Consider the following 21505-nt stretch of genomic DNA (forward strand, 5'->3'; position numbering starts at 1 on the left):
GTGGAACCCGGTTGCCATGATGGGCGTCGATGGAGAGCGCACCCCGAGCCGCCGAGCGCGCACGAGCCGGGATCCGGTCCTGGGTCCGTGCCGCCGGTTCCGGCTTGCGCCGGGTCAGCCCGTACGGCATCTTCGCCCTCCTCGCGGCGTCGGCGGTCGCACCGATCGCCGGCGCCGCGCTGGGCGCTTCGGGCGAGTACGCCGCCGCCCTGGGCCAGGCCGGGGGCATGGGCAGCAACTACCTGGGCGACGTGCTGGCCGACGCCGCACGCCGCCTGTCGTCCCCCGGTTCGTCGGAGCCGGCCTCGGCTGGCGCGGTGCCGCCGGAGGCGGAGGAGCGCTGGCGGGACGCGGTGGCCGCGGAGCTGCTGGCCCGGCTGGAGGACGGCGACACCCGGCTGCGGGACGACCTGGCCGAACTGTTGCGCTCCCTCGGAGCGGTGGAGACGGCGCTGCTCGCGGCCGACGACGAGACCCGGCGGCAGATCGCGGAGGCGCTGGGTGAGGCGCACGTGCTCGGCGCGGAGACGCTGCGGGTGCTCGACGAGATCCAGCACGGGCTCAACGAACAGGCCGAACGGCAGCGCCGCGACACCGGCCGCGTGCTGAACGCGCTGGCCGCGACCACAGCGCTGATCCGGTCGTTGCGGGTCCCTGGAGAGTCCACGCCGGCACCGGTCAAGCCACCGGCGCCGGTCAGCGTCTCGCCCTATCCGGGTCTGGCCAGCTTCGACGTGGGGGACGCGCCGTTCTTCCACGGCCGCGAGGGCCTGATCGGAGCACTGCTCGGTCGCCTGGCCGAGCAGACGCTGGGCGGCCCGCCCCTGATTCTGGTCGGCGCTTCCGGCGTGGGGAAGTCCTCGCTGCTGAAGGCCGGACTACGCCCCGCGGTGGCCGCCGACGGCGCCGGCGAGGGCAGCAGCACCTGGGAATGGATCGAGCTGACACCCGGCCCGGCGCCCTTGGCCGCGCTGCGCGCCGCCCTCGGCGCATCCGGCTCCGAGGGCCGCCGGGTCGTTCTGGTGGATCAGTTCGAGGAGCTGTTCACGCAATGCGCGGACGCGGACGAGCGGGCTGCTTTTGTGCGGGCGCTTGTCGACGTACCCCATAAGGTCCTGATCCTTGCCGTCCGGGCCGATTTCTATGCGCAGTGCACCGAGATCGAGGCCCTCGCGGACGTGCTCGCGCGCGGGCAGGTGGTGCTCGGGCCGCTGGGGGAGAAGGAGTTGCGGCGGGCCATCACCGAGCCGGCGCGGGACGCGGGGTTGAGCGTCGAGGCCGGGCTCGTCGAAGTGCTGCTGCGTGACTACGAGCCGGGGACGCTGCCGTTGCTGGCGCACGCCCTGCGGGCGACCTGGGAGCGCCGCGAGGGCGACACGCTCACGCTGGCCGGCTATCAGAGGACCGGTGGGGTGCGGCGGGCCGTCGCGGAGACGGCCGAGGGCTTGTACGACCGGTTGGACGAGCCCGGCCGGGCGGCGCTCCGCTCCGAGCTGCTCGGTCTGGTCACCGTCGTCGACGGGCTGGCCGTCCGGCGGCGGGCGGCGCGGGCCGAGGTCGACATGGCGGTGCTCGGCCCGTTGGTCGCCGAGCGGCTCGTCACGGCGGGCGACAACTCCGTCGAGATCAGCCACGAGGCCCTGCTGGACGGCTGGCCCCGCCTCGCGGGCTGGCTCGAGGACGCCCGCGCCGAGATCGTGCTGCGGCAGCGGCTCACCCAGGCCGCGGGGGAGTGGGACGAGGCCGGCGAGGACCCCGATCTGCTCTACCGGGGCGGGCGGCTGGCCGAGGCCCGGGAGTGGGCGGCGGGACGGGGTGATCTGCCACCCGCGCAGGCGCGGTTCCTGGCCGCGTCGGCCGCCCTGGCCGAGGCCCGGCAGGTCGCGGTGCGCCGGACCAACCGGAGGCTGCGGCGGCTCGTCGCCGGGCTCAGCGTGGCGCTGCTCCTGGCCGTAGCCGGCGGCCTGGTCGCCCTCGACCAGCGCGGTGAGGCGAGGGCGAACGGGCGGGCGGCGCTGTCACGGCAGTATGCGCTGGAATCACACACGCAGCACTACGGCGACCCTGCGAACTCGGTGGAACGCGCGCTGGCCGCCTGGGCGGCCGAGCCGACCGTCGAGGCCCGCGGCGCGTTGATGCACGGCCAGCACACGCAGCTGGTCGGCCGTCTCGGCAGCCGGACCGGCGCCGCGTCGGTCGCCGTGAGCCCGGACGGCCGCCTGGTGGCGGCCGCCTATCCGGACGGCGACATCGACCTGTGGGACACCACGACGCTGCAACCCGCCCGGGCCGCTCTGAGTCACCGGCCGGGGATCCCGTTCTTCCTGAGCTTCTCGCCCGACGGCCGGTTCCTGGCGTCGGGGTCGGTCGGCCAGGGCAAGGTGGTCGTCTGGGAGGTGGGGTCCGGCCGGCTGCTTCACCGGTTGCCGGCGTTCGGTGCGATGGCCTGGCTGCCGGACTCCTCGGCCGTGCTGGCGGCCCGAGACGACGTGCTTCAGACGATCGGTGAATGGGACCCCGAGCAGGGACGGCTGATCGGCTCGACCAAGCTGCCGGTCGCCGCCTCCCTCGGCGTGGCGGTCAGCGGCGGCGGCCGGACCCTGGCCGTGGCGTCTCCGGACGGCGGGGCGATCGTCGAACGGCGCGGCGGCGCCGTCCGGGCTCTCATCCCGGACGTGTTCCACGTGGCGGCCGGTCCGGGCGACAGCTTCTTCACCATCGGCAACGGCGACGGCAGCCCGGTGCAGGCGTGGCGGGCCGCCGCAGGCTGGCGCCCGGTGACGGTGCCCGACCCGACCCGTTCCGACACCCCGGCGCCGGCGCGCCGCTTCGCCGTCACCCCGGACGGCACGGTGATCATCGGTAGCGGCGAGCTCGGCGAGATCCTGCGCCTCACGCTGGGTGGCCCGCGGACCGACGTGACCGGGCTGCGGGGCCTGCCCAACCCGGTCGCCCTCTCGGCCGACGGCCGGCTGCTCGCCGTCGTGGGGCAGAACGATCCGCCCACCCTGATGCGGCCCGACGCGAGCGCGCTGCCCCATCCGCAGATCGTCAATCAGCTGGTGGTCGATCCCTCCGGCGCGCGGGTGGCCACCGGATCCGGCGACGCCGTGATCCGGATCTGGGATCCCCGCACCGGGGCGCTGCGCTCGACGATCGCGGGGAACAAGCCGGCCGGGCTCGCCTACGGCCCGGACGGCAGCCTGGCCGTCTCGGTGGATGCCGGCGGCCGGGTGGTGCTCTTCGACGCGGCCGAGAAGCTGCGGCACACGCTCACCATCGCCGACAAAAGCCTCACACCGGACGCCGTGGCGATCTCGCCGGACGGGTCACTGCTCGCGGCGACGACGCCACGCCGCCTTCCCGACGGCGTGTCCGAGAGTGACGTACAGAACGCCGACGACACGGACGTCATCGTCTGGGACGCGGGCACCGGTCGGCAACGGGCCCAGCTCAAGCTGTTCGGCGGCGTTCCCGTACGGCTCGCCTTCACCCCGGACGGACGGCACCTGCTCGTCACCTCGAACCGCTCCGTGGCCCCGGGCACATGGGACGGCCGGATTTCGCGTTTCCGCACCTCGGACCTGGCCCTGCTCGACTTCCGGGACTTCCCCGGCGACTACGCGGCCGAGATCGCGGTCAGCCCCGACTCCGCCACGCTGGCGCTGCCCGGCGTCGCCGGCGTCCACCTGGTCCGGGTCGACGGGCTCGCCCCGCAGCGCGACCTCGGCGCCCAGCCGGCCCGGCTCACCCGGATCGCCTGGTCGCCGGACGGCCGGACGCTGGCCACCGGCACCGACACCAACGACGGGCAGATCTATCTCTGGGACAGCGTGACCGGCGACCGGATCGCCGAGGTGCGCGGCAACAGCAACCAGCGCGGCCCGCTCGCCTTCACCCCGGACGGGGAACGGCTGCTCGCCGGTCTGAACGACTGGACCGTCGGGGTGTGGCAGATCGAACCCGGCGCCGCGATCCGGTCGCTGTGTGCCATCTCCGTGCCTGTCAATCGGGTGAACGGGCGGGCCGTTCCGGCACTGTGCCGCTGAGGTTTCCCCCAGCCCACGCCAGGTACGCTGCGGCGCGGGGGGATGTGATCACACGTGGCTGGTGACAGGCTGCGGGGGCGGCGGCGCGAACGTGAGGCGCTGGACCGCCTGCTGCGCGATGTACGGGGTGGGCGCAGCCATGCCCTCGTGCTGCGGGGCGAGGCCGGCGTCGGCAAGACCGCGCTTCTCGACCATCTCGCCGAGCAGGCGTCGGGGTTCCGGGTGCTGCGGGCGGCCGGGGTCGAGCTCGAGTCGGAGATCACTTATTCGGCGTTGCAGCAGCTGTGCGCGCCGCTTCTGGAACACCTGGACCGGCTTCCGGCGCCGCAGCGGGCCGCCCTCGCCACCGCGGTCGGGCTCGCCGCCGGGAAGCCGCCGGAGGCGCTGCTGGTCGGGCTGGCCGTGCTGGGGCTGTTCGCCGAGGCGGCGTCGCAGCGGCCGCTGGTCTGCATCGTCGACGACGTGCAGTGGCTCGACCGGATGTCGGAGCTGATCCTCACCTTCGTGGCCCGGCGGCTCGACGCCGAGTCGGTCGCCCTGGTCTTCGGTGTGCGGAGCCCGTCCGACTCGCTGCCCGGTCTGCCCGATCTGACCGTTGAGGGGCTGTCCGACGCCGACGCCCGGGTCCTGCTCGACTTTGCCCTTCCGGGGCCGGTCGACGCCCGGGTCCGCGACCGGATCGTGGCCGAGACCCGCGGCAACCCGCTGGCGCTGCTGGAGCTGCCGCGCGGGCTGTCGACGGCCGAGATGGCGTTCGGCTTCGGCGGGCTGAGCACGGCCCCGCTGGCCGGCCGGGTCGAGGACAGCTTCCAGCGCCGCATCGCGGCCCTGCCCGCCGACACCCGCAAGGTGCTGCTGGCCGCGGCCGTCGAGCCCGTCGGGGACGTACCCCTGCTGTGGCGGGCCCTGGACCTGCTGGGGGTCGGGCCCGAGGCGGCGGTGCCGGCCGAGACCGCGCAGCTCATCGACCTGAGCCGCCGGGCCCGTTTCCCACATCCGCTCGTGCGGTCCGCCGCCTGGCGGTCGGGGAGCGCCGCCGAGCTGCGCGAGGTGCACCGCGTCCTGGCCGAGGTCACCGACCCGGTGACCGATCCCGACCGCCGGGCCTGGCATCGCGCCCACGCCGTGGCCGGACCGGACGAGGAGGTCGCCGACGAGCTGGAGCGTTCCGCCGACCGGGCCCGCGCCCGCGGCGGCTGGTCGGCCGCCGCCGCCTTCCTGGAACGGGCCGCCGAGCTCACCCTCCACACCGACCGCCGCGTCTCGCTGCTGCTGGCCGCCGCCCGCGCCCACGCCGACGCCGGCTCGTTCGGCCAGGTGCCGGAGCTGCTCGGCGCGGCCGAGATGGGCGCGCTGACGCCTTTGCAGCGGGCCGGGGTGGAGCAGATCCGGGCCCACGTCACCTTCGTACTCAATCCGGGCCGGGCCGCCGGTCCGCCGCTGCTCGCGGCGGCCGACCAGCTGCGCGACCTCGATCCGGCGGCGGCCCGCGAGACCTATCTCACGGCCATCGGCGCCGCCGTCCACACCGGACGTGCCGACCCCGGTTTCCTGCGGTCCACGGCCGAGGCCGCCCTTGCCGCCCCACCCGGCGACGATCTGGCCGGCCTGATGCTGACCGGGCTGACGACCTGGATCCTCGAGGGGTACGCCTCGGCCGCGCCGGCCATGAACAGGGCCGTCGACGCGATGACACGGATGAGCGACGCCGAGCTGCGGCTGATCTGGCTGGCCGCGCCCATGGCGTACGAGATGTTCCGCTTCGACGTCCTCGACCAGGTGACGTCCCGGGCCGTGCAGGTGGCCCGGGACACCGGAGCGCTCTCGCTGCTGCCGAACGCGCTCGCCCTGCGCGCCGGCGTCATGCACTACCTGGGCCGCCTCGACGACTCGTCCAGCCTCATCGACGAGGCCGAGGGCCTCATGCGCGCGACCGGCAGCGCGCTCCAGCTCTCCGGCGCGGTTCCGCTCGCGGCCTATCGAGGGCGGGAGCCGTACGCCTCGCAGCTCGTCGACGCCATGTTCCGCGAGGCCGCCGCGCGGGGCGAGGGATGGTCGCTGGGCATCGCCGGCTACTTCAAGGCCGCGCTGTGCAACGGGCTCGGCGACTATCAGGCGGCGTTCGACGCCGCGCGGGAAGCGGCGTCGTATCCGGACCTGGCCATCTATCACTGGAACCTGGGCGAGCAGGTCGAGGCGGCGACGCGGGTGGGCGCCACGGCCTCGGCCGAGTCGGCGCGCTCGCTGCTGGCCGAGCGGACCTCGGTCGCGGGCACGGACTGGGCGCGGGGCGTGCAGGCGCTGGCCGACGCCCTGGTGCTGGCCGACGAGAGCAGCTACCGGGCCAGCATCGCCTCGTTCACCGCGGCCGGCATGGGCATGCAGGTGGCCCGCGCCCACCTGCTGTTCGGCGAATGGCTGCGCCGCGAGAACCGCCGCTCCGAGGCCCGGGCCGAGCTGCACCGGGCCCACGAGGCGTTCACCACGATCGGCGCCGAGGCCTTCGCCACCCGGGCCGCGCGCGAGCTGGCCGCCACCGGCGAGACCGTCCGCGCCAAGAGCCCCGGCACGGCCGAGCAGCTGACCTCGCAGGAGTCGCAGATCGCCCGGCTGGCCGTCACCGGCCGCACCAACCCGGAGATCGGCGCCTCCCTGTTCCTGAGCCCCCGCACGGTCGAATGGCACCTGCGCAAGATCTTCACCAAGCTCGGCATCACCTCGCGCCGAGAGCTGGCCGCCGCCCTGCACAGCTGAGGAGCCCGCCGTGGCCACAGCGTGGCCGAGCCCAGCCGGGACCTTCCGCGGATCCGCTATCGGGGCGGCCGGGCCGTGCTCACCATGGACGCCGGCTTCTTCCACCCGGGCCCGGCCGAGCTCGCCGCGGCCCTGGCGGCGGCTCAGCCGACCCAGCAGTAGAGCGACTGCCCGGCCCGCTGCGCCTTCGCCGCGGTGGCGGCCAGCTCGCCCACGATCTCGTGGCCCAACTGCTCGTCGAGGGCCTCGCCGTCCTCGGCCCGCAGCGAGATCCACTGCTCGGCCGCGCCGGACAGCGTCTCACTGCCGGCCCGGGCCAGCGCCTCGACCACCACGACCGGAACGCGCAGCAGCATGGGTTCGCCGTCCCCGCTGATGATCTCGGGGCCGCCCTCGTCGAGGACCTCTTCAAGATCGCGGCCGGTCAGGATGCTCTCCAGCTCTTCGAGCGTCGACCACACATCGAAGTTGCCGTAGGTGATCGGCTCGAACCTCGGCCCGGGTCCCTCTTCCGCGACATCGGCGGCGACCGCGTCGTCGGCGGCCACGAAGAACTTGATAATCGAGCTCACCCGGTCATGATGCCCTACCGGCGGACCGGGCCGGATCGGCGGCTGGCCGGCTCGCGCATCCATATCGTGAAGCTCTCAATCGAGTTCTATTCAGTATTGGTGCCTTCCGGCGCGTGAGCCTAGGTTGGACGGATGAGCTCGGCCTTCCTGTACGCCGCCGTCCGCACCCCCTTCGGCCGCTTCGGTGGCGCCCTGGCCGAGTCGCGGCCGGACGACCTCGCGGCGGCCGCGCTCACCGGCGTACTGGGGAAAGCTCCTGACCTTGACCCTGGGTCCATCGGCGATGTCGTGTGGGGATGCGCGAACCAGGCGGGCGAGGACAACCGCAACGTCGGGCGGATGGCCGTGCTGCTGGCCGGGCTGCCCGTGGAAGTGCCGGCCACGACGGTGAACCGGCTCTGCGGCTCGTCGCTGGACGCGGCGATGATCGGCTCGCGGGCCGTCGAGACCGGCGACGCCGACATCGTGGTGACCGGCGGCGTCGAGTCGATGACCCGCGCGCCGTGGGTGTTGCCGAAACCGTCGAAGGCGTTCCCGGCCGGCAACGTGACGGCGGTGTCGACCACGCTGGGCTGGCGGCTCGTCAACGAGAACATGCCGAAGGAGTGGACCGTCTCGCTGGGCGAGGCGAACGAGATGCTGGGGGAGAAGTTCGGCATCTCCCGCGAACGGCAGGACGAGTTCGCCGCCACCTCACACAACCTGGCCGACGCGGCGTGGACGGCCGGCTTCTACGACGACCTGGTCGTGCCGGTCGGCGGCCTGACCCGCGACGAGGGCATCCGGCCGGGCTCGACGGCCGCGAAACTGGCCGCGCTGAAGCCGTCCTTCCGCCCCGACGGCACGATCACGGCGGGCAACGCGTCCCCGCTGAACGACGGCGCCTCGGCCGTGCTGCTGGCGTCGGAGGAGGCGGCCGGCCGCATCGGCCGCGCCCCGCTGGCCCGCGTCGCCGGCCGGGGAGTGTCGGCCGTGGAGCCGCCGATGTTCGGCTACGCCCCGGTCGCGGCGGCCGGCCGCGCGCTGGCCCGAGCCGGCATCACCTGGAACGACGTGGCGGCCGTGGAGCTGAACGAGGCCTTCGCGGTCCAGTCGCTGGCCTGCGTCGACGCCTGGGACATCGACCCATCCATCGTGAACGCCAAGGGCGGGGCCATCGCCATCGGCCACCCGCTGGGCGCCTCGGGCGGCCGCATCCTGGGCACGCTGGCCGCCCGCCTGCGCGAGTCCGGCGACCGCTGGGGCGTGGCCGCCATCTGCATCGGCGTCGGCCAGGCCCTCGCGGTGGTCCTCGAGAACGTCGGGTAGCGGCCTCAGCCGGCCATGGCGGCGATCTGCTCGTCGATCCACGGGTAGAGCCGCTCGGCCGGGGTGTTGAGGCGCGACTTCAGATAGCGGGTCTGCTCGTCGGCCAGAACCTCCAGGGTGCCGTCGGTGACGGCGTCGTAGGCCTGTGCCACGACGCTGGCCGGGGTGACCTTGGGAACGTCCCAGCGGGCCGACATCGGGGTGTCGATCATGCCGACCAGGAGGCCGATGACCTGCGTGTGCTGGGGGCGGAGCTCGGTGCGCAGGGCGTTGGTGGCCGACCACATGGCGGCCTTGGAGGCGGCGTAACCGGTCGGCATGGTGACCCAGGCGGCCGAGGACAGGATGTTGAGCAGGGTGCCGCCGCCGTTGGCCGCGAGCACCGGCGTGAAGGCGCGGGCGACCCGCAGCGTACCGAAGAAGTTGGTCTCGAAGATCTGGCGAAGCTGATCCTCGGGTCCGGAGATCGAGTCCTCGAACGGCGCGACGGCCGCGTTGTTGACCAGCAGGTCGACGTCGGCCGCGGCCTGGGCGGCAGCGCCGGAATCGGCTGCCTTGGTGAGGTCGAGGGTCAGCGGCTGAACGCGCGCGTCGTCCCACTGCTTGGGCGAACGGGCGGCGGCGTAGACCTTGGCCGCGCCCCGCTCCAGGGCCTGCCGGACGAACTGCTCGCCGAGGCCGCCGTTGGCGCCGGTCACGAGCACTGTGCGGCCGTCGAGTGACTTGCTCATCTAGACTCCTTCGAGAAGTGGGGAGTGCCCCCGGAAACGACTATGTGGGGACTATCCCCAGATAGTCAAGAAGGAGTGTTCATGGCTACAGTCCGGCGTCCGCTGCGCGCCGACGCGCAGCGCAACCGGGACGCGATCCTGGCCGCGGCCCGGGAGGTCTTCGACGCCGAAGGGGTGATGGCGTCGCTCGACGGCATCGCGTTGCGGGCCGGCGTCGGGAACGCCACGCTCTACCGGAACTTCCCGACCCGCGACGACCTGCTGGCCGCGGTCATGGAGTCCGCCATCGGCGACGCCCTCGCTGGGGCCGACGAGCTGACCCGATCGCTGGCGCCCCGCGAGGCGCTGGCCGAATGGCTGGTCCGGCTGACCTGGCAGCTGCGCATCTGGCACGACCTGCCGTACTGCCTGGCCAGCGCCCGCGCCGCCGACGCTTCGCCGGTGCAGCCGACGACCGATCCGCTCGTGAACCGCACCGAGGTGTTCCTCCGCGCCGCCGGCGCGGCGGAGGCCGTCACCGCCGACGAGGTGTACGAGCTGCTGCTCGCCCTGTCCTGGGCAGTCGACCGCTTCGGCGACGACGAGGCGGCAGCCCGGCGACGGGTGACCCTGGCGACGGCCGGCATCCTCGCCTGACAAGAGCTGCCGGTTCAGTCGCCGGCCGATTCGGTGGCCGCGAACTCGGCATGCTGCCGGCGCCGATGTGACGGCGCAAGCTCAATTGTCGCGAGCATCCATCCTGCGCTCGATGGCGGCCTCGTTCGCTTGCTTGCCGGTTTCGACCGCCCGCCCTGCGAGGTGGATCGAACCTCAACATTGCATACCGTATTCAGGTCGCAGTATGGTGGATCCGCGCACTGGTCGGTGTCGATGGGAGGCGGATCGTCGTGGTCAGTCCTGGCACTTCGCTCACGGATCGGGTGCGCGCGCTGGTCGCGGCGCATCGCGGCGATCGCGGCGCGCTCCTGCCGATCCTGCATCGCATACAGGCCGAGTTCGGCTATGTCGACTCCGACGTCGTTCCGGTGCTGGCGGCCGAGCTGAACATCTCGCGCGCCGACGTGCACGGCGTCATCACGTTCTACTCCGACTTCCGGTCCGAGCCCGCCGGCCGGACCGTTCTCAAGCTCTGCCGGGCCGAGGCCTGCCAGTCGGTGGGCGCGGACCAGCTGATCGCGCACGCCGAGCGGGTGCTGGGCATCAAGACCGGTCAGACCACTCCGGACGGTGCGGTCACCCTGGAACAGGTCTTCTGCCTCGGCAACTGCGCGCTCGGCCCGGCCGGTCAGGTGAACGACAAGGTACGGGGCCGGCTCAGCCCGGCCCGGCTGGACGCCCTTCTCACGGAAACGGTGAGTAGATGACCACCACGGTCTACGTGCCCCGCGACTCGGCCGCGCTGTCCCTCGGCGCCGACGAGGTCGCGGCCGAGCTCGAACGGGTGGCCGACCGCCCGGTCCGCATCGTCCGGAACGGCTCGCACGGCATGCTCTGGCTGGAGCCGCTGGTCGAGGTGGTCACCGAACGCGGGCGGGTCGGCTACGGCCCGGTCGAGCCGGGCGCGGTCCGTGACCTCGTCGCCGCCGGCCTGTTCGACGGGGCCGATCACGAGCTGTGCCAAGGAGTGGTGGCCGAGCTGCCGTGGCTGCGTGACCAGACCCGGCTCTGTTTCGCCCGGGTCGGCGTGACCGATCCACTGTCGCCCGAGGACTACGTGGCCCATGGCGGGTTGACCGGTTTGCGGCGGGCGCTCGGGATGCCCACGGCCGAGGTGGTCGCCGAGGTCACCGACTCGGGGCTGCGCGGCCGCGGCGGCGCCGGCTTCCCGGCCGGCATCAAGTGGAAGACCGTCGCCGGCAGCCCCGGCGAGCTGAAATTCGTCTGCTGCAACGCCGACGAGGGTGACAGCGGGACCTTCGCCGACCGGATGCTGATGGAGGGCGATCCGTTCACCCTCATCGAGGGAATGACCATTGCGGCGTACGCCGTGGGCGCGACCGAAGGCTACATCTACATCCGCTCCGAGTATCCGGACGCCGTGAAGACCATGCGGGCGGCCATCGCCGTGGCCCGCGAGCGGGGCTGGCTCGGCGAGGACATCCTCGGCCAAGGGCTGCGGTTCGAACTGTTCGTGCGGGTCGGCGCGGGGGCGTACATCTGCGGTGAGGAAACCGCGATGCTGGAGAGCCTGGAAGGCAAGCGGGGCATGGTCCGCGCGAAGCCGCCCATCCCGGCCATCACCGGGCTGTTCGGCAAACCGACAGTGGTGAACAACGTGCTGACGCTGGCCTCGGTCCCGGCCGTCCTGGCCGGCGGCGCGCAGGCGTACCAGGCGCTCGGTGTCGAGCGGTCGCGCGGCACCCAGGTGTTCCAGCTGGCCGGCAACGTCGCGCGCGGTGGCATTTTCGAGACCGCCTTCGGCATGTCACTGCACAAGCTGATTCACACGTACGGCGGTGGCACGCGCACGGGGCGGCCGGTGCGCGCGGTCCAGGTCGGCGGGCCGCTCGGGGCCTATCTGCCGGCCGACGGGCTCGACCTGCCGATGGAGTACGAGGCGTTCGCCGCCGCCGGCGCGATGCTGGGTCACGGCGGCGTCGTGGTCTTCGACGACACCGTCGACATGGCCGCGATGGCCCGGTTCGCGATGGAGTTCTGCGCCGAGGAGTCCTGCGGCAAGTGCACGCCCTGCCGGGTCGGCGCGGTCCGGGGCGTCGAGGTGATCGACAAGATCGTCGCCGGGCAGGACCCGGACGACAACCTCGCGCTGCTGGGCGATCTCTGCGAACTGATGACCGACGGGTCGCTGTGTGCGATGGGCGGCCTGACCCCGATGCCCGTCCGCAGCGCCCTGCTGCACTTCGCCGACGACTTCGGCCCCCAAGGAGGACGTCAGTAATGAGCCTGCTGAAGGAACCCGACCTCGGCACCCCGGCCCGGCCCGGCCCGGCCACGGTGTCGATCGAGGTGGACGGCCTGCCGGTGACCGTGCCCGAGGGCACCTCGGTGATGCGGGCGGCCGCGCTGAGCGGGATCGACATCCCGAAGCTGTGCGCCACCGACAGCCTGGAGGCGTTCGGCTCGTGCCGGCTCTGCCTCGTGGAGATCGACGGCCGGCGCGGCACGCCGGCCTCCTGCACGACCCCGGTCGCCGAGGGCATGCGGGTGAGCACCCAGACGCCGAAGCTCGAGAAGCTCCGGCAGGGTGTGATGGAGCTCTACATCTCCGACCATCCGCTGGACTGCCTCACCTGCTCGGCCAACGGCGACTGCGAGTTGCAGGACATGTCCGGCGCGGTCGGCCTGCGGCAGGTCCGCTACGGCTACGAGGGCGCCAACCATCTCGACGAGAAGACCGACTCCAGCAACCCGTACTTCGACTTCGACGCCTCCAAGTGCATCTCCTGTTCCCGCTGCGTGCGGGCCTGCGGTGAGATCCAGGGGACGTTCGCGCTGACCATCGAGGGGCGGGGCTTCGAGTCGAAGGTCTCGGCCGGCGGCACCGACTTCATGAGCTCCGAGTGCGTCTCCTGCGGCGCCTGCGTGCAGGCCTGCCCGACGGCGACGCTGCAGGAGAAGTCGGTGATCCAGCTCGGGATGCCGAGCCGCAGCGTCATCACCACCTGCGCGTACTGCGGGGTCGGCTGCTCCTTCAAGGCCGAGCTGCGCGGGTCCGAGCTGGTCCGGATGGTGCCCTACAAGGACGGCGGCGCCAACGAGGGGCACTCCTGCGTCAAGGGCAGGTTCGCCTTCGGCTACGCCAGCCACCCCGACCGGGTGCTCACCCCGATGATCCGCGAGCGGATCACCGACGAGTGGCAGCCGGTCGACTGGGACACCGTCATCGCGTTCACGGCGGCCCGGCTGCGCGACATCCAGTCCCGGCACGGCGTCGGGGCCATCGGCGGCATCACCTCTTCGCGGACGACGAACGAAGAGGTCTACGTGGTGCAGAAGATGATCCGGGCCGCGTTCGGCAACAACAACGTCGACACCTGCGCCCGGGTCTGCCATTCGCCGACCGGATACGGACTCAAGCAGACCTTCGGCACGTCGGCCGGCACCCAGGACTTCCGGTCGGTGGCCAAGTCCGACGTGATCATGGTGATCGGCGCCAACCCGACCGACGGGCACCCGGTCTTCGCCTCCCGGATGAAGCGCCGCCTCCGCGAGGGGGCCAAGCTGATCGTGGTCGACCCGCGCCGGATCGACCTGGTCCGATCACCGCACATCGAGGCCCAGCACCACCTCCAGCTCGCGCCCGGCACCAACGTGGCCATGGTGAACGCGATGGCCCACGTCGTGCTGACCGAGGGGCTGGTCGACCGGTCGTTCGTCGACCAGCGCTGCGAGGACTTCGACGAGTGGGCCGCGTTCATCGCCCGGCCCGAGAACAGCCCGGAGGCGGTCGAGGAGCTCACCGGGGTGCCGGCCGAGGAGGTCCGGCAGGCGGCGCGGCTGTTCGCCACCGGCGGCAACGGTGCCATCTACTACGGACTCGGCGTCACCGAGCACAGCCAGGGCTCGACCATGGTGATGGGCATGGCCAACCTGGCCATGGCCACCGGCAACATCGGCCGGGAGGGCGTCGGGGTCAACCCGCTGCGCGGCCAGAACAACGTGCAGGGCTCCTGCGACATGGGCTCGTTCCCGCACGAGCTGCCCGGCTATCGGCACGTCTCCGACGACGTCGTCCGCGGGGTCTTCGAGAACATGTGGGGCAGCACCCTGCAGGCCGAGCCCGGCCTGCGGATCCCCAACATGTTCGACGCCGCCATCGAGGGCAGCTTCCGGGCGCTCTACGTGCAGGGCGAGGACATCGCGCAGTCCGACCCGAACATCAAGCACGTGCACGCCGCCCTCGAGGCGCTCGAACTGCTCGTCGTCCAGGACCTGTTCCTCAACGAGACGGCCAAGTTCGCCCACGTCTTCCTGCCCGGCACGTCCTTCCTGGAGAAGGACGGCACCTTCACCAACGCCGAACGGCGGATCAACCGGGTACGCCCGGTGATGGCGCCCAGGACCGGCAAACACGAGTGGCAGATCGTCGCCGAGATCGCCGAGGCGATGGGCTATCCGATGCGCTACGACCACCCGAGCGAGATCATGGACGAGATCGCCGCGCTCACGCCGACGTTCGCCGGGGTCTCCTTCGACAAGCTCGACAAGCTGGGCAGCGTCCAGTGGCCGTGCAACGACAACGCCCCCGAGGGCACCCCGATCATGCACATGGACGGCTTCGTCCGTGGCAAGGGCCGGTTCGTGCCGACCCCGTTCGTGCCGACCCGCGAGCGCAGCACGAGGAAGTACCCGCTGATCCTGACCACCGGCCGGATCCTGAGCCAGTACAACGTGGGTGCGCAGACCAGGCGTACGGCGAATGTGGCCTGGCATCCGGAGGACGTCCTGGAAATCCACCCGCACGACGCCGAGGTCCGCGGCATCAACGACGGCGACGACGTCACGCTGAGCAGCCGGGTCGGCGCCACCTCCCTGCGCGCCGTGCTCGCCGACCGGATGCCGGTCGGCGTGGTCTACACGACCTTCCACCATCCGGTGACCGGTGCCAACGTGGTCACCACGGAGAACTCGGACTGGGCGACCAACTGCCCCGAGTACAAGGTGACAGCGGTCCAGGTCGGCCGGGCCTAGCGATGTCTCCTCAGGTCCGGATGATCAACGACATCGCCGCCCAGTTCCAGCATCAGGCGCCGGACCAGGCGGCCGGCGCGATCGCGGAGCACATCCGGGCGTTCTGGGATCCGCGGATGCGCGCCGAGCTCACGCGGCGGGTCGAATCGGAGCCGCAGACGCTGGAACCGCTCGCCCTGGCCGCCGCCCGGCTGTTGACCGACGCTTAGGAGGGCTCGTGCGCTTCGACGTCAACTGCTCGATCCTGTTCACCGAGCTTCCTCTCCTGCAACGACCGGCGGCGGCGAAGGCGGCCGGATTCGACGCTGTCGAGTTCTGGTGGCCGTTCGCCGAGGCGGTGCCGCCGGCGTCCGAGGTGGACGCGTTCCTCGACGCCATCCTCGACGCCGGCGTCCAGCTCGTGGGCCTCAACTTCTTCGCCGGCGACATGCCCGGCGGCGACCGGGGGCTGGTGTCCTGGCCGTCCCGCTCGGCCGAGTTCCGCGACAACGTCGAACTGGTCACCGGCATCGGCGCCGCCACCGGCTGCCGGTCCTTCAACGCCCTGTACGGCAACCGGATCCCCCACCTCGACCGGGAGGTCCAGGAGGAGACGGCGCTGGCCAACCTGGCCTTCGCCGCGGCGGCCGTCGGCCGGATCGGCGGCACGGTGCTGGTCGAGGCGGTGAGCGGCCCCCATCCGTACCCGCTGCGCACGGCCGCGGACGTGGCCGCTGTGCTGGACCGGGTCCCGGCCGGAAATCTGGCGTTCCTCGCCGATCTCTATCACCTGACCGTGAACGGCGACGACGTGGCCAAGGTCCTCGCGGAACACGCCGGGCGCATCGGGCACGTCCAGATCGCCGACGCCCCGGGCCGCCACGAGCCGGGCACCGGAGACATCGATATCGACGGCCACCTGAGGCAGCTCGCCCAGGCCGGATACGACGGATGGGCCGGCCTGGAGTACGTACCGAGCGGGCCGAGCGCCCTGAGTTTCGACTGGCTGCCCCGCGACCTGCGAAGGAAAGGCTGACATGACGACCGTCGGTTTCATCGGACTCGGCATCATGGGCGGCCCGATGGCCGTCAACCTGGTCAAGGCCGGCTACGACGTCATCGGCTACGACGTCACCCCGGCCCGCAACGATCTGCTGGTCCAGGCCGGTGGCCGGGCCGCGGCCGGCATCGCCGAGGCGGTGCAGAAGGCGGACGTGGTCGTCACGATGGTCCGCGACTCGGCCGACGTCGAGGCGGTCGCCCTGGGCGAGCAGGGCATCCTGGCCAACGCCCGGCCGGGACTGCTCTACATCGACATGAGCAGCATTTCGCCGACCACCTCCCGTGACATCGCCGAGAGAGCTTCGGGTGTACGGGTTCTGGACGCACCGGTCAGCGGCGGCGAACCCGGGGCCATCGAGGGCAGCCTGTCCATCATGGTCGGTGGCGAGGCCGAGGACTTCGAGGCGGCGCGGCCGATCCTGGAGGTGGTCGGGGCGACGGTGGTCCACGTCGGCCCGCACGGCGCCGGGCAGACGGTGAAGGCGGCCAACCAGCTCATCGTGGCCGGGACCATCGAGCTCGTGGCCGAGGCGATCGTCTTCCTCGAGGCGTACGGGGTGGACATGGAGGCGGCGGTCCGGGTGCTGGCCGGAGGCCTGGCCGGCAACCGGATCCTGGACCGCAAGGCGGCCGGGATGCTGGCCCGCAGCTTCGAGCCCGGCTTCCGGATCGACCTGCACCACAAGGACATGGGCATCGTCACGTCGGCCGCCCGGGAGGCCGGCGTGGTCATCCCGCTGGGTTCGGCGGTGGCGCAGTTGATCGCCGCGCTGAAGGCACAGGGCGACGGCGGCCTCGACCACAGCGCCCTGCTGAAGCTGGTCGAGCAGCTGTCGGGCCGCTGACCTGGCCGGGTCTGTGGGTCCGGCTGTTCTACGGTGTGCGGACGGCCTGGCCGGGCCGGTGGCCGGGCCAGGCCATCGGTGCGCCGGCGGCCGGCCGGGAGGCGTCGGGCAAGGGGATCACCTCGATCTCGCCGCCGGTCCAGCCCGGCGGCACCACCGCGAGCGCGTCGGCTCCGGCGGCGCCCCAGAGCGATCCGGGGCGGTCGTGGCCGACGGGGCGGGCCAGCGGGCCGATCCGGGTCACCGGCACCAGGCGGGTGTCCCGGGCGTGCGGTGTCACCGGCCCGGCCAGGGTGGCGGTCGACATCGGCGGTTCGGGGCGGCCGGCCAGGCGGCCGAGCAGCGGGGCGAGCAGGGTCAGGGCGGCCACCAGGGCCGCGAACGGGTTGCCGGGCAGGCCGACGGCGAACCGGCCGTCCGGCAGCTCCGCGAACAGCTGGGGATGACCGGGCCGGCAGGCGACGCCGTGGATCGGCACCCGCGCGTCCAGCGCGTCGAGGGTCCGGCGGAGGTGGTCGGCGGCGCCGGCCGAGGTGGCGCCGCAGACCGCCAGCACATCGGCGTCCGGGCGCAGCAGAGCCCGGGCCAGCGCGGCCGGATCGTCGGTGACCCGCGCCTCCCAGGCGGGCTCGGCCCCGGCGGCCCGGACGAGACCGGGCAGCATGGGCCCGATGGCGTCGCGGACCTGCCCCGCCGCCGGAAGGCCGGACCGGCGCAGCTCGGTGCCGGTGACCACGATCCCGACGCGGGGCCGGCGGTGCACGGTCAGTGTGTCGTGCCCGAGGCTGGCCGCCAGCCCGAGCACGACGGGGTTGACCACCACGCCGGCGGGCAGCACCTCCTGGCCGGCCGGACAGTCCTCACCCCGCCGCCGGATATGCCGCCCGTTCGCCGTGGGGCCCGTCCGTGTGGGCCGCTCGCCGGTCACCATGCGGCCGGCTCGGGTGGAGCGCTCGTAGGGCAGCACGGCGTCGGCTCCGGGGGGCACCACCGCGCCGGTGCCGATCTCCACCGCGGTGCCCGGCGTCAGCGGTGCGGGCGGTGCGGGGTCGCCGGCCAGGACCCGTCCGGCGATCCGCCAGGGGCCGGGGCCCGCGACGGCGTATCCGTCCATGGCGGCGGCGTCGTACGCCGGCAGTGGGGAGAGCGCCACCAGCGGCGCCGCGAGCGTCGAACCGGCCGCCTGGCCGAGCGGCACCTCGACCGGGGGGAGCGGACGGCCCGCCTCCCGGGCGTACCGCCGGGCCTGCTGCCAAGTCATAGCGTTCATGGCCTGCATCCTCCATACTGTATACGATGATCGGTCCTTCATGGTCGGTCTCCTTTCGGCGGAGGTGCCAGATGACGGATTCCCGCAACGACACGACAGTGCGCGAGGTCAGGGATTTCTACGGCCGTCGCTACCGGGTCGGCGAGACCGACCGGGACCTGTTGGGGCGATCGCGAGCGTGGATGCTCGGGCTGCCGATGGCCGCGATGTTGGCGATCAGCCTTTTCCAGTACGGCTACGGCGCCGCCCTGCCCACCCTCATCGAGGCGAACGGGTGGAGCGTGGGGCAGGCGTTTGCCGTGCTCGCCGTCTGGGTCGTCTTCCAGGCGGCCGGCTCGCCGCTGGGCGGGTGGCTCTACCGGCGCCTCTGGCCCGCCGTGCCGATGGTCGCGGGAGCGGCCTGCTGCCTGGCCGCCCTGACCACCCTGGCCCACCGCGGTGACCTGGCCGCCGTCCTGCTGGGCTATTCGATGCTGGGCGGCCTCGGCGCCGGACTGGTCTACATGACCTGTGTCGCCACGGTCGCGGAGTGGTTCCCCGAGCGGCTGGCCTCCCGGGTGGCGATGGTGGGCGCGGCCTTCGGTTACGGCGCTATCCCGTTCGTCGTCGTCGCCGGCTACGGGCTCGACGCCGCGAACCGGACGCCCGTGCTGGTCGGCGCCGCCGTGATCGTCTTCGGGGTGGTGGCGGTCTGCGGGATGATGATGCGCAAGCCGCCGAGGAACTGGTGGCCGGCGCACATCGACCCGCGGCGCTGGGCCCTCGACCGGCGGCTCAACCGGGGCTTCCCGCACAATCGGCCCGCCGCGCGGCCCTATCCGCCGATGGCCGCGCTGCGCAGCGGGATGCTGCCGCTGATGTTCGTGGTCGTGGCGCTCACCGCGGCCATGGCGCTGTTCGACATCGCCTACGTGGGCGGCGCCGCCTACACCCGGGGACTGCCGGCCTCGACCCTGGTCGCCGCGATGGCCGCGCTGGCCGCCTCGAACGGGATCGGGCGGGCCGTGACCAGCTCGCTGTCCGACCGGATCGGCCGGCGCGGGACGCTCGGCCTGTCGCTGCTCGCCGGTGGGGTGGCCCAGTTCGGCCTGCTCGCGGCGGCGGCCAACGACAACCATCCGGTGGCGCTCGTGTGCTTCGCCGCGCTGGCCGGCGCCGGCACCGGAGCGGGCTATTCGCTGCTGGTCAGCATGGTGCGCGACTGGTTCGGCGACGACGCGACAGTGCCCAACTACGGGATTGTCTACAGCGGAAAGGCGGTCGGGGGAGTGGCCGGCGTCGTGCTCGCGGGACTGGTGGTGACGCCACCGGACTCCGTCGTGCCGTTCGTGGTGGCCGGTTGTCTCGGCCTGCTCGGCGCGGCGCTGACCCGCTGGATGCGCCAGCCCGGAATGGCGTGGCGGCTGCCGTCGACCCTCCCGGTCGAGCGGCTCTGACAACGAGGAAAGGCGGGCCAGATGGGACGGGTGACGAGTCGGCGGAGGGTCGTGCGGATCGTCGACGGCGTGGACAGTGAACCGATCGACACCCTGGCCGCCGAGGAGCCCCTCGAGATCCGGGTGAACGGGAAGTCCCTGGTGGTGACGATGCGTACGCCGGGCGACGACTTCGACCTGGCGGCCGGGTTCCTGGTCAGCGAGGGGGTGGTGCGCGCGGCCCGGCAGATCGCCGGCATTCGCTACTGCGTGGGCGCCACGGCCGACGGGGTCAACACGTACAACGTGGTCGACGTGGTCCTGGCCGCCGGGGTGGCGCCGCCCGACCCGTCGCTGGAGCGCAACTTCTACACCACCTCGTCGTGCGGGCTCTGCGGAAAGGCGAGCCTGGACGCGGTGCGTACGGTCGCCGCCTGGTCGGTGCGTGACGACCAGCTCCGGCTCGAACCCGAGATGGTCAGCGCCCTGCCCGGCACCCTGCGGGCCGCCCAGCGGGTCTTCGACCGCACGGGCGGCCTGCACGCGGCCGGGCTGTTCTCCAGCGACGGGCGGCTGCTCTGCCTGCGCGAGGACGTCGGCCGGCACAACGCCGTCGACAAGGTGGTCGGCTGGGCGCTGCGGGACGGCCGGTTGCCGTTGCGCGACACCGTGCTGATGGTGAGCGGGCGGGCGTCGTTCGAGCTGGTGCAGAAGGCGGTGATGGCCGGCATCCCGGCGCTCGCCGCCGTCTCGGCCCCGTCGTCGCTCGCCGCCGATCTGGCCGCCGACGCCGGGCTCACCCTGATCGGTTTCCTGCGCGGCGCCTCGATGAACGTGTACGCCGGCGCTCACCGCGTGGTGCGCCGGGAAAAGGCCGCCTCCCACTGAGGAGCGCGAGGTCCGGGCGGAGGCGGGCTGCTCCGCCCGGACCGACGCTGCCGTCGGCGGGGCCGGCCGGCCGGAGGGTGGGCCGGCCGGGAATCGCCTGCGGTCAGCGTGCCGGTAAGGTCTCGCGCATCAGGGCGGCGGCCTCCGACGGCGTCCGGCCGACCCGCACCCCGGCCGCCTCCAGCGCCTTCTGCTTGGCGGCGGCGGTGCCCGACGATCCGGAGACGATCGCGCCGGCGTGCCCCATCGTCTTGCCCTCGGGGGCGGTGAAGCCGGCCACGTAGCCGACCACCGGCTTGCTGATGTGCTCCCTGATGTAGTCCGCCGCGCGTTCCTCGGCGTCCCCGCCGATCTCGCCGATCATGACGATCGCGTCGGTCTCGGGGTCGTCCTCGAACGCCTGGAGGCAGTCGATGTGCGTGGTGCCGATGATCGGGTCGCCGCCGATGCCGACACATGTGGAGAAGCCGAGGTCGCGCAGCTCGTACATCATCTGGTAGGTCAGCGTCCCGCTCTTGCTGACCAGCCCGATCCGGCCGCGCTCGGTGATGTCGGCCGGGATGATGCCGGCGTTGGACCGGCCCGGGCTGATCAGCCCGGGGCAGTTCGGCCCGATGATCCGTGTCGTGTGGCCGGCTCGCTGGGCGTGGGCCCAGAAGGCCGCGGTGTCGTGCACCGGTATGCCCTCGGTCAGCACCACGGCCAGGGCCAGCTCGGCGTCGATCGCCTCGATCACCGCGTCCTTGGCGAAGCGTGGCGGCACGAAGACCACCGTCGTGTCGGCGCCGGTCTTCTCGGCCGCCTCGGCCGCGCTGTCGAAGACCGGGATGCCGTCGACCTCCCGGCCGCCCTTGCCGGGGGTGACCCCGGCGACCACTGCCGTTCCCGCGGCGACCATGCGCCGGGTGTGCTTCGTGCCCTCGGTGCCGGTGATGCCCTGGACCATCACGCGGCTCTTGTCGGTGAGGAAGATTGCCATC

Annotated in this window: 17 protein-coding genes; 13 read left to right on the forward strand and 4 right to left on the reverse strand. The window is 72.8% G+C overall.

What is annotated here, in order from left to right; genetic code table 11:
• Nucleotides 1-29: 29 nt before the first annotated feature.
• Genes ACQP2X_RS16855 through ACQP2X_RS16865 form a run of 3 tightly spaced genes read left to right on the forward strand, consistent with a single transcriptional unit; the run spans nucleotide 30 to nucleotide 6965 of the window.
• Entirely contained in the window at nucleotides 30-4049 is a 4020-nt protein-coding gene (locus ACQP2X_RS16855) for an nSTAND1 domain-containing NTPase (protein WP_498698013.1), read from the forward strand.
• 54 nt (nucleotides 4050-4103) lie between these two features.
• Nucleotides 4104-6803, forward strand: a complete 2700-nt coding sequence (locus tag ACQP2X_RS16860) for a helix-turn-helix transcriptional regulator (protein WP_498698015.1) — start codon at nucleotides 4104-4106, stop codon at nucleotides 6801-6803.
• Between the two features lie 21 nt (nucleotides 6804-6824).
• On the forward strand, nucleotides 6825-6965 hold the full coding sequence (locus ACQP2X_RS16865) for a hypothetical protein (protein WP_498698017.1): 141 nt from the start codon (nucleotides 6825-6827) through the stop codon (nucleotides 6963-6965).
• Here the strand turns inward: ACQP2X_RS16865 and ACQP2X_RS16870 are convergent.
• Nucleotides 6947-7375, reverse strand: coding sequence for a hypothetical protein (locus tag ACQP2X_RS16870; RefSeq protein ID WP_498698019.1), 429 nt, complete (start codon nucleotides 7373-7375; stop codon nucleotides 6947-6949). The genes ACQP2X_RS16865 and ACQP2X_RS16870 overlap by 19 nt on opposite strands.
• Nucleotides 7376-7507: 132 nt before the next feature.
• Here ACQP2X_RS16870 and ACQP2X_RS16875 point away from each other — a divergent pair, with 132 nt between their 5' ends.
• Entirely contained in the window at nucleotides 7508-8683 is a 1176-nt protein-coding gene (locus ACQP2X_RS16875) for a thiolase family protein (protein ID WP_498698021.1), read from the forward strand.
• Nucleotides 8684-8688: 5 nt separating this feature from the next.
• Here the strand turns inward: ACQP2X_RS16875 and ACQP2X_RS16880 are convergent, their stop codons facing one another.
• A complete protein-coding gene (locus ACQP2X_RS16880; RefSeq protein ID WP_498698023.1) occupies nucleotides 8689-9414 on the reverse strand; it encodes an SDR family oxidoreductase in 726 nt (241 codons plus the stop codon).
• A gap of 81 nt (nucleotides 9415-9495) precedes the next feature.
• Between ACQP2X_RS16880 and ACQP2X_RS16885 the strand changes: the two genes are divergently transcribed.
• From ACQP2X_RS16885 to ACQP2X_RS16915, 7 genes are all read left to right on the forward strand, one after another.
• The gene (locus ACQP2X_RS16885; RefSeq protein WP_498698025.1) at nucleotides 9496-10050 is read left to right on the forward strand and encodes a TetR/AcrR family transcriptional regulator; all 555 of its coding nucleotides are present in this window, start codon (nucleotides 9496-9498) and stop codon (nucleotides 10048-10050) included.
• Nucleotides 10051-10334: 284 nt separating this feature from the next.
• A complete protein-coding gene (locus ACQP2X_RS16890) occupies nucleotides 10335-10778 on the forward strand; it encodes a formate dehydrogenase subunit gamma (RefSeq protein WP_498698027.1) in 444 nt (147 codons plus the stop codon).
• On the forward strand, nucleotides 10775-12313 hold the full coding sequence (locus tag ACQP2X_RS16895) for a formate dehydrogenase beta subunit (RefSeq protein ID WP_498698029.1): 1539 nt from the start codon (nucleotides 10775-10777) through the stop codon (nucleotides 12311-12313). Before ACQP2X_RS16890 ends, ACQP2X_RS16895 begins: the two co-directional genes overlap by 4 nt.
• Complete coding sequence (gene fdhF / locus ACQP2X_RS16900; protein ID WP_498698031.1) at nucleotides 12313-15066, forward strand: formate dehydrogenase subunit alpha; 2754 nt, start codon at nucleotides 12313-12315, stop codon at nucleotides 15064-15066. Before ACQP2X_RS16895 ends, fdhF begins: the two co-directional genes overlap by 1 nt.
• A 2-nt stretch (nucleotides 15067-15068) precedes the next feature.
• Nucleotides 15069-15275: a formate dehydrogenase subunit delta gene (locus tag ACQP2X_RS16905; RefSeq protein ID WP_498698033.1), complete on the forward strand. Its 207-nt coding sequence runs from the start codon at nucleotides 15069-15071 to the stop codon at nucleotides 15273-15275.
• Nucleotides 15276-15283: 8 nt separating this feature from the next.
• Nucleotides 15284-16081, forward strand: coding sequence for a hydroxypyruvate isomerase family protein (locus ACQP2X_RS16910; protein ID WP_498698035.1), 798 nt, complete (start codon nucleotides 15284-15286; stop codon nucleotides 16079-16081).
• A gap of 1 nt (nucleotide 16082) precedes the next feature.
• Nucleotides 16083-16952: a 2-hydroxy-3-oxopropionate reductase gene (locus ACQP2X_RS16915; RefSeq protein WP_498698036.1), complete on the forward strand. Its 870-nt coding sequence runs from the start codon at nucleotides 16083-16085 to the stop codon at nucleotides 16950-16952.
• A gap of 28 nt (nucleotides 16953-16980) precedes the next feature.
• On the opposite strand, the gene ACQP2X_RS16920 is transcribed toward ACQP2X_RS16915, so the two are convergent.
• The gene (locus tag ACQP2X_RS16920) at nucleotides 16981-18222 is read right to left on the reverse strand and encodes a molybdopterin molybdotransferase MoeA (RefSeq protein ID WP_498698037.1); all 1242 of its coding nucleotides are present in this window, start codon (nucleotides 18220-18222) and stop codon (nucleotides 16981-16983) included.
• Nucleotides 18223-18293: 71 nt separating this feature from the next.
• Between ACQP2X_RS16920 and ACQP2X_RS16925 the strand changes: the two genes are divergently transcribed.
• The gene (locus ACQP2X_RS16925; protein WP_498698039.1) at nucleotides 18294-19658 is read left to right on the forward strand and encodes an MFS transporter; all 1365 of its coding nucleotides are present in this window, start codon (nucleotides 18294-18296) and stop codon (nucleotides 19656-19658) included.
• A gap of 69 nt (nucleotides 19659-19727) precedes the next feature.
• Nucleotides 19728-20525, forward strand: coding sequence for a formate dehydrogenase accessory sulfurtransferase FdhD (fdhD, locus tag ACQP2X_RS16930; RefSeq protein WP_498698041.1), 798 nt, complete (start codon nucleotides 19728-19730; stop codon nucleotides 20523-20525).
• A 103-nt stretch (nucleotides 20526-20628) separates the two neighbouring features.
• Here fdhD and sucD read toward each other — a convergent pair whose 3' ends face one another.
• Nucleotides 20629-21504, reverse strand: coding sequence for a succinate--CoA ligase subunit alpha (gene sucD / locus ACQP2X_RS16935; RefSeq protein ID WP_498698043.1), 876 nt, complete (start codon nucleotides 21502-21504; stop codon nucleotides 20629-20631).
• Nucleotide 21505: the final 1 nt, after the last annotated feature.

The sequence above is a fragment of the Actinoplanes sp. CA-131856 genome (genome assembly GCF_050956135.1).
Classification (GTDB): domain Bacteria; phylum Actinomycetota; class Actinomycetes; order Mycobacteriales; family Micromonosporaceae; genus Actinoplanes.

Bases quoted from the DNA above. Each gene is read 5' to 3' on its own strand.
- ACQP2X_RS16915 (WP_498698036.1), top strand. From the start codon at position 16,083: ATGACGACCGTCGGTTTCATCGGACTCGGCATCATGGGCGGCCCGATG.
- ACQP2X_RS16920 (WP_498698037.1), bottom strand. From the start codon at position 18,222: ATGAACGCTATGACTTGGCAGCAGGCCCGGCGGTACGCCCGGGAGGCG.
- ACQP2X_RS16855 (WP_498698013.1), top strand. From the start codon at position 30: ATGGAGAGCGCACCCCGAGCCGCCGAGCGCGCACGAGCCGGGATCCGG.
- ACQP2X_RS16925 (WP_498698039.1), top strand. From the start codon at position 18,294: ATGACGGATTCCCGCAACGACACGACAGTGCGCGAGGTCAGGGATTTC.
- ACQP2X_RS16875 (WP_498698021.1), top strand. From the start codon at position 7,508: ATGAGCTCGGCCTTCCTGTACGCCGCCGTCCGCACCCCCTTCGGCCGC.
- sucD (WP_498698043.1), bottom strand. From the start codon at position 21,504: ATGGCAATCTTCCTCACCGACAAGAGCCGCGTGATGGTCCAGGGCATC.
- ACQP2X_RS16895 (WP_498698029.1), top strand. From the start codon at position 10,775: ATGACCACCACGGTCTACGTGCCCCGCGACTCGGCCGCGCTGTCCCTC.
- ACQP2X_RS16880 (WP_498698023.1), bottom strand. From the start codon at position 9,414: ATGAGCAAGTCACTCGACGGCCGCACAGTGCTCGTGACCGGCGCCAAC.
- ACQP2X_RS16905 (WP_498698033.1), top strand. From the start codon at position 15,069: ATGTCTCCTCAGGTCCGGATGATCAACGACATCGCCGCCCAGTTCCAG.
- fdhF (WP_498698031.1), top strand. From the start codon at position 12,313: ATGAGCCTGCTGAAGGAACCCGACCTCGGCACCCCGGCCCGGCCCGGC.
- ACQP2X_RS16885 (WP_498698025.1), top strand. From the start codon at position 9,496: ATGGCTACAGTCCGGCGTCCGCTGCGCGCCGACGCGCAGCGCAACCGG.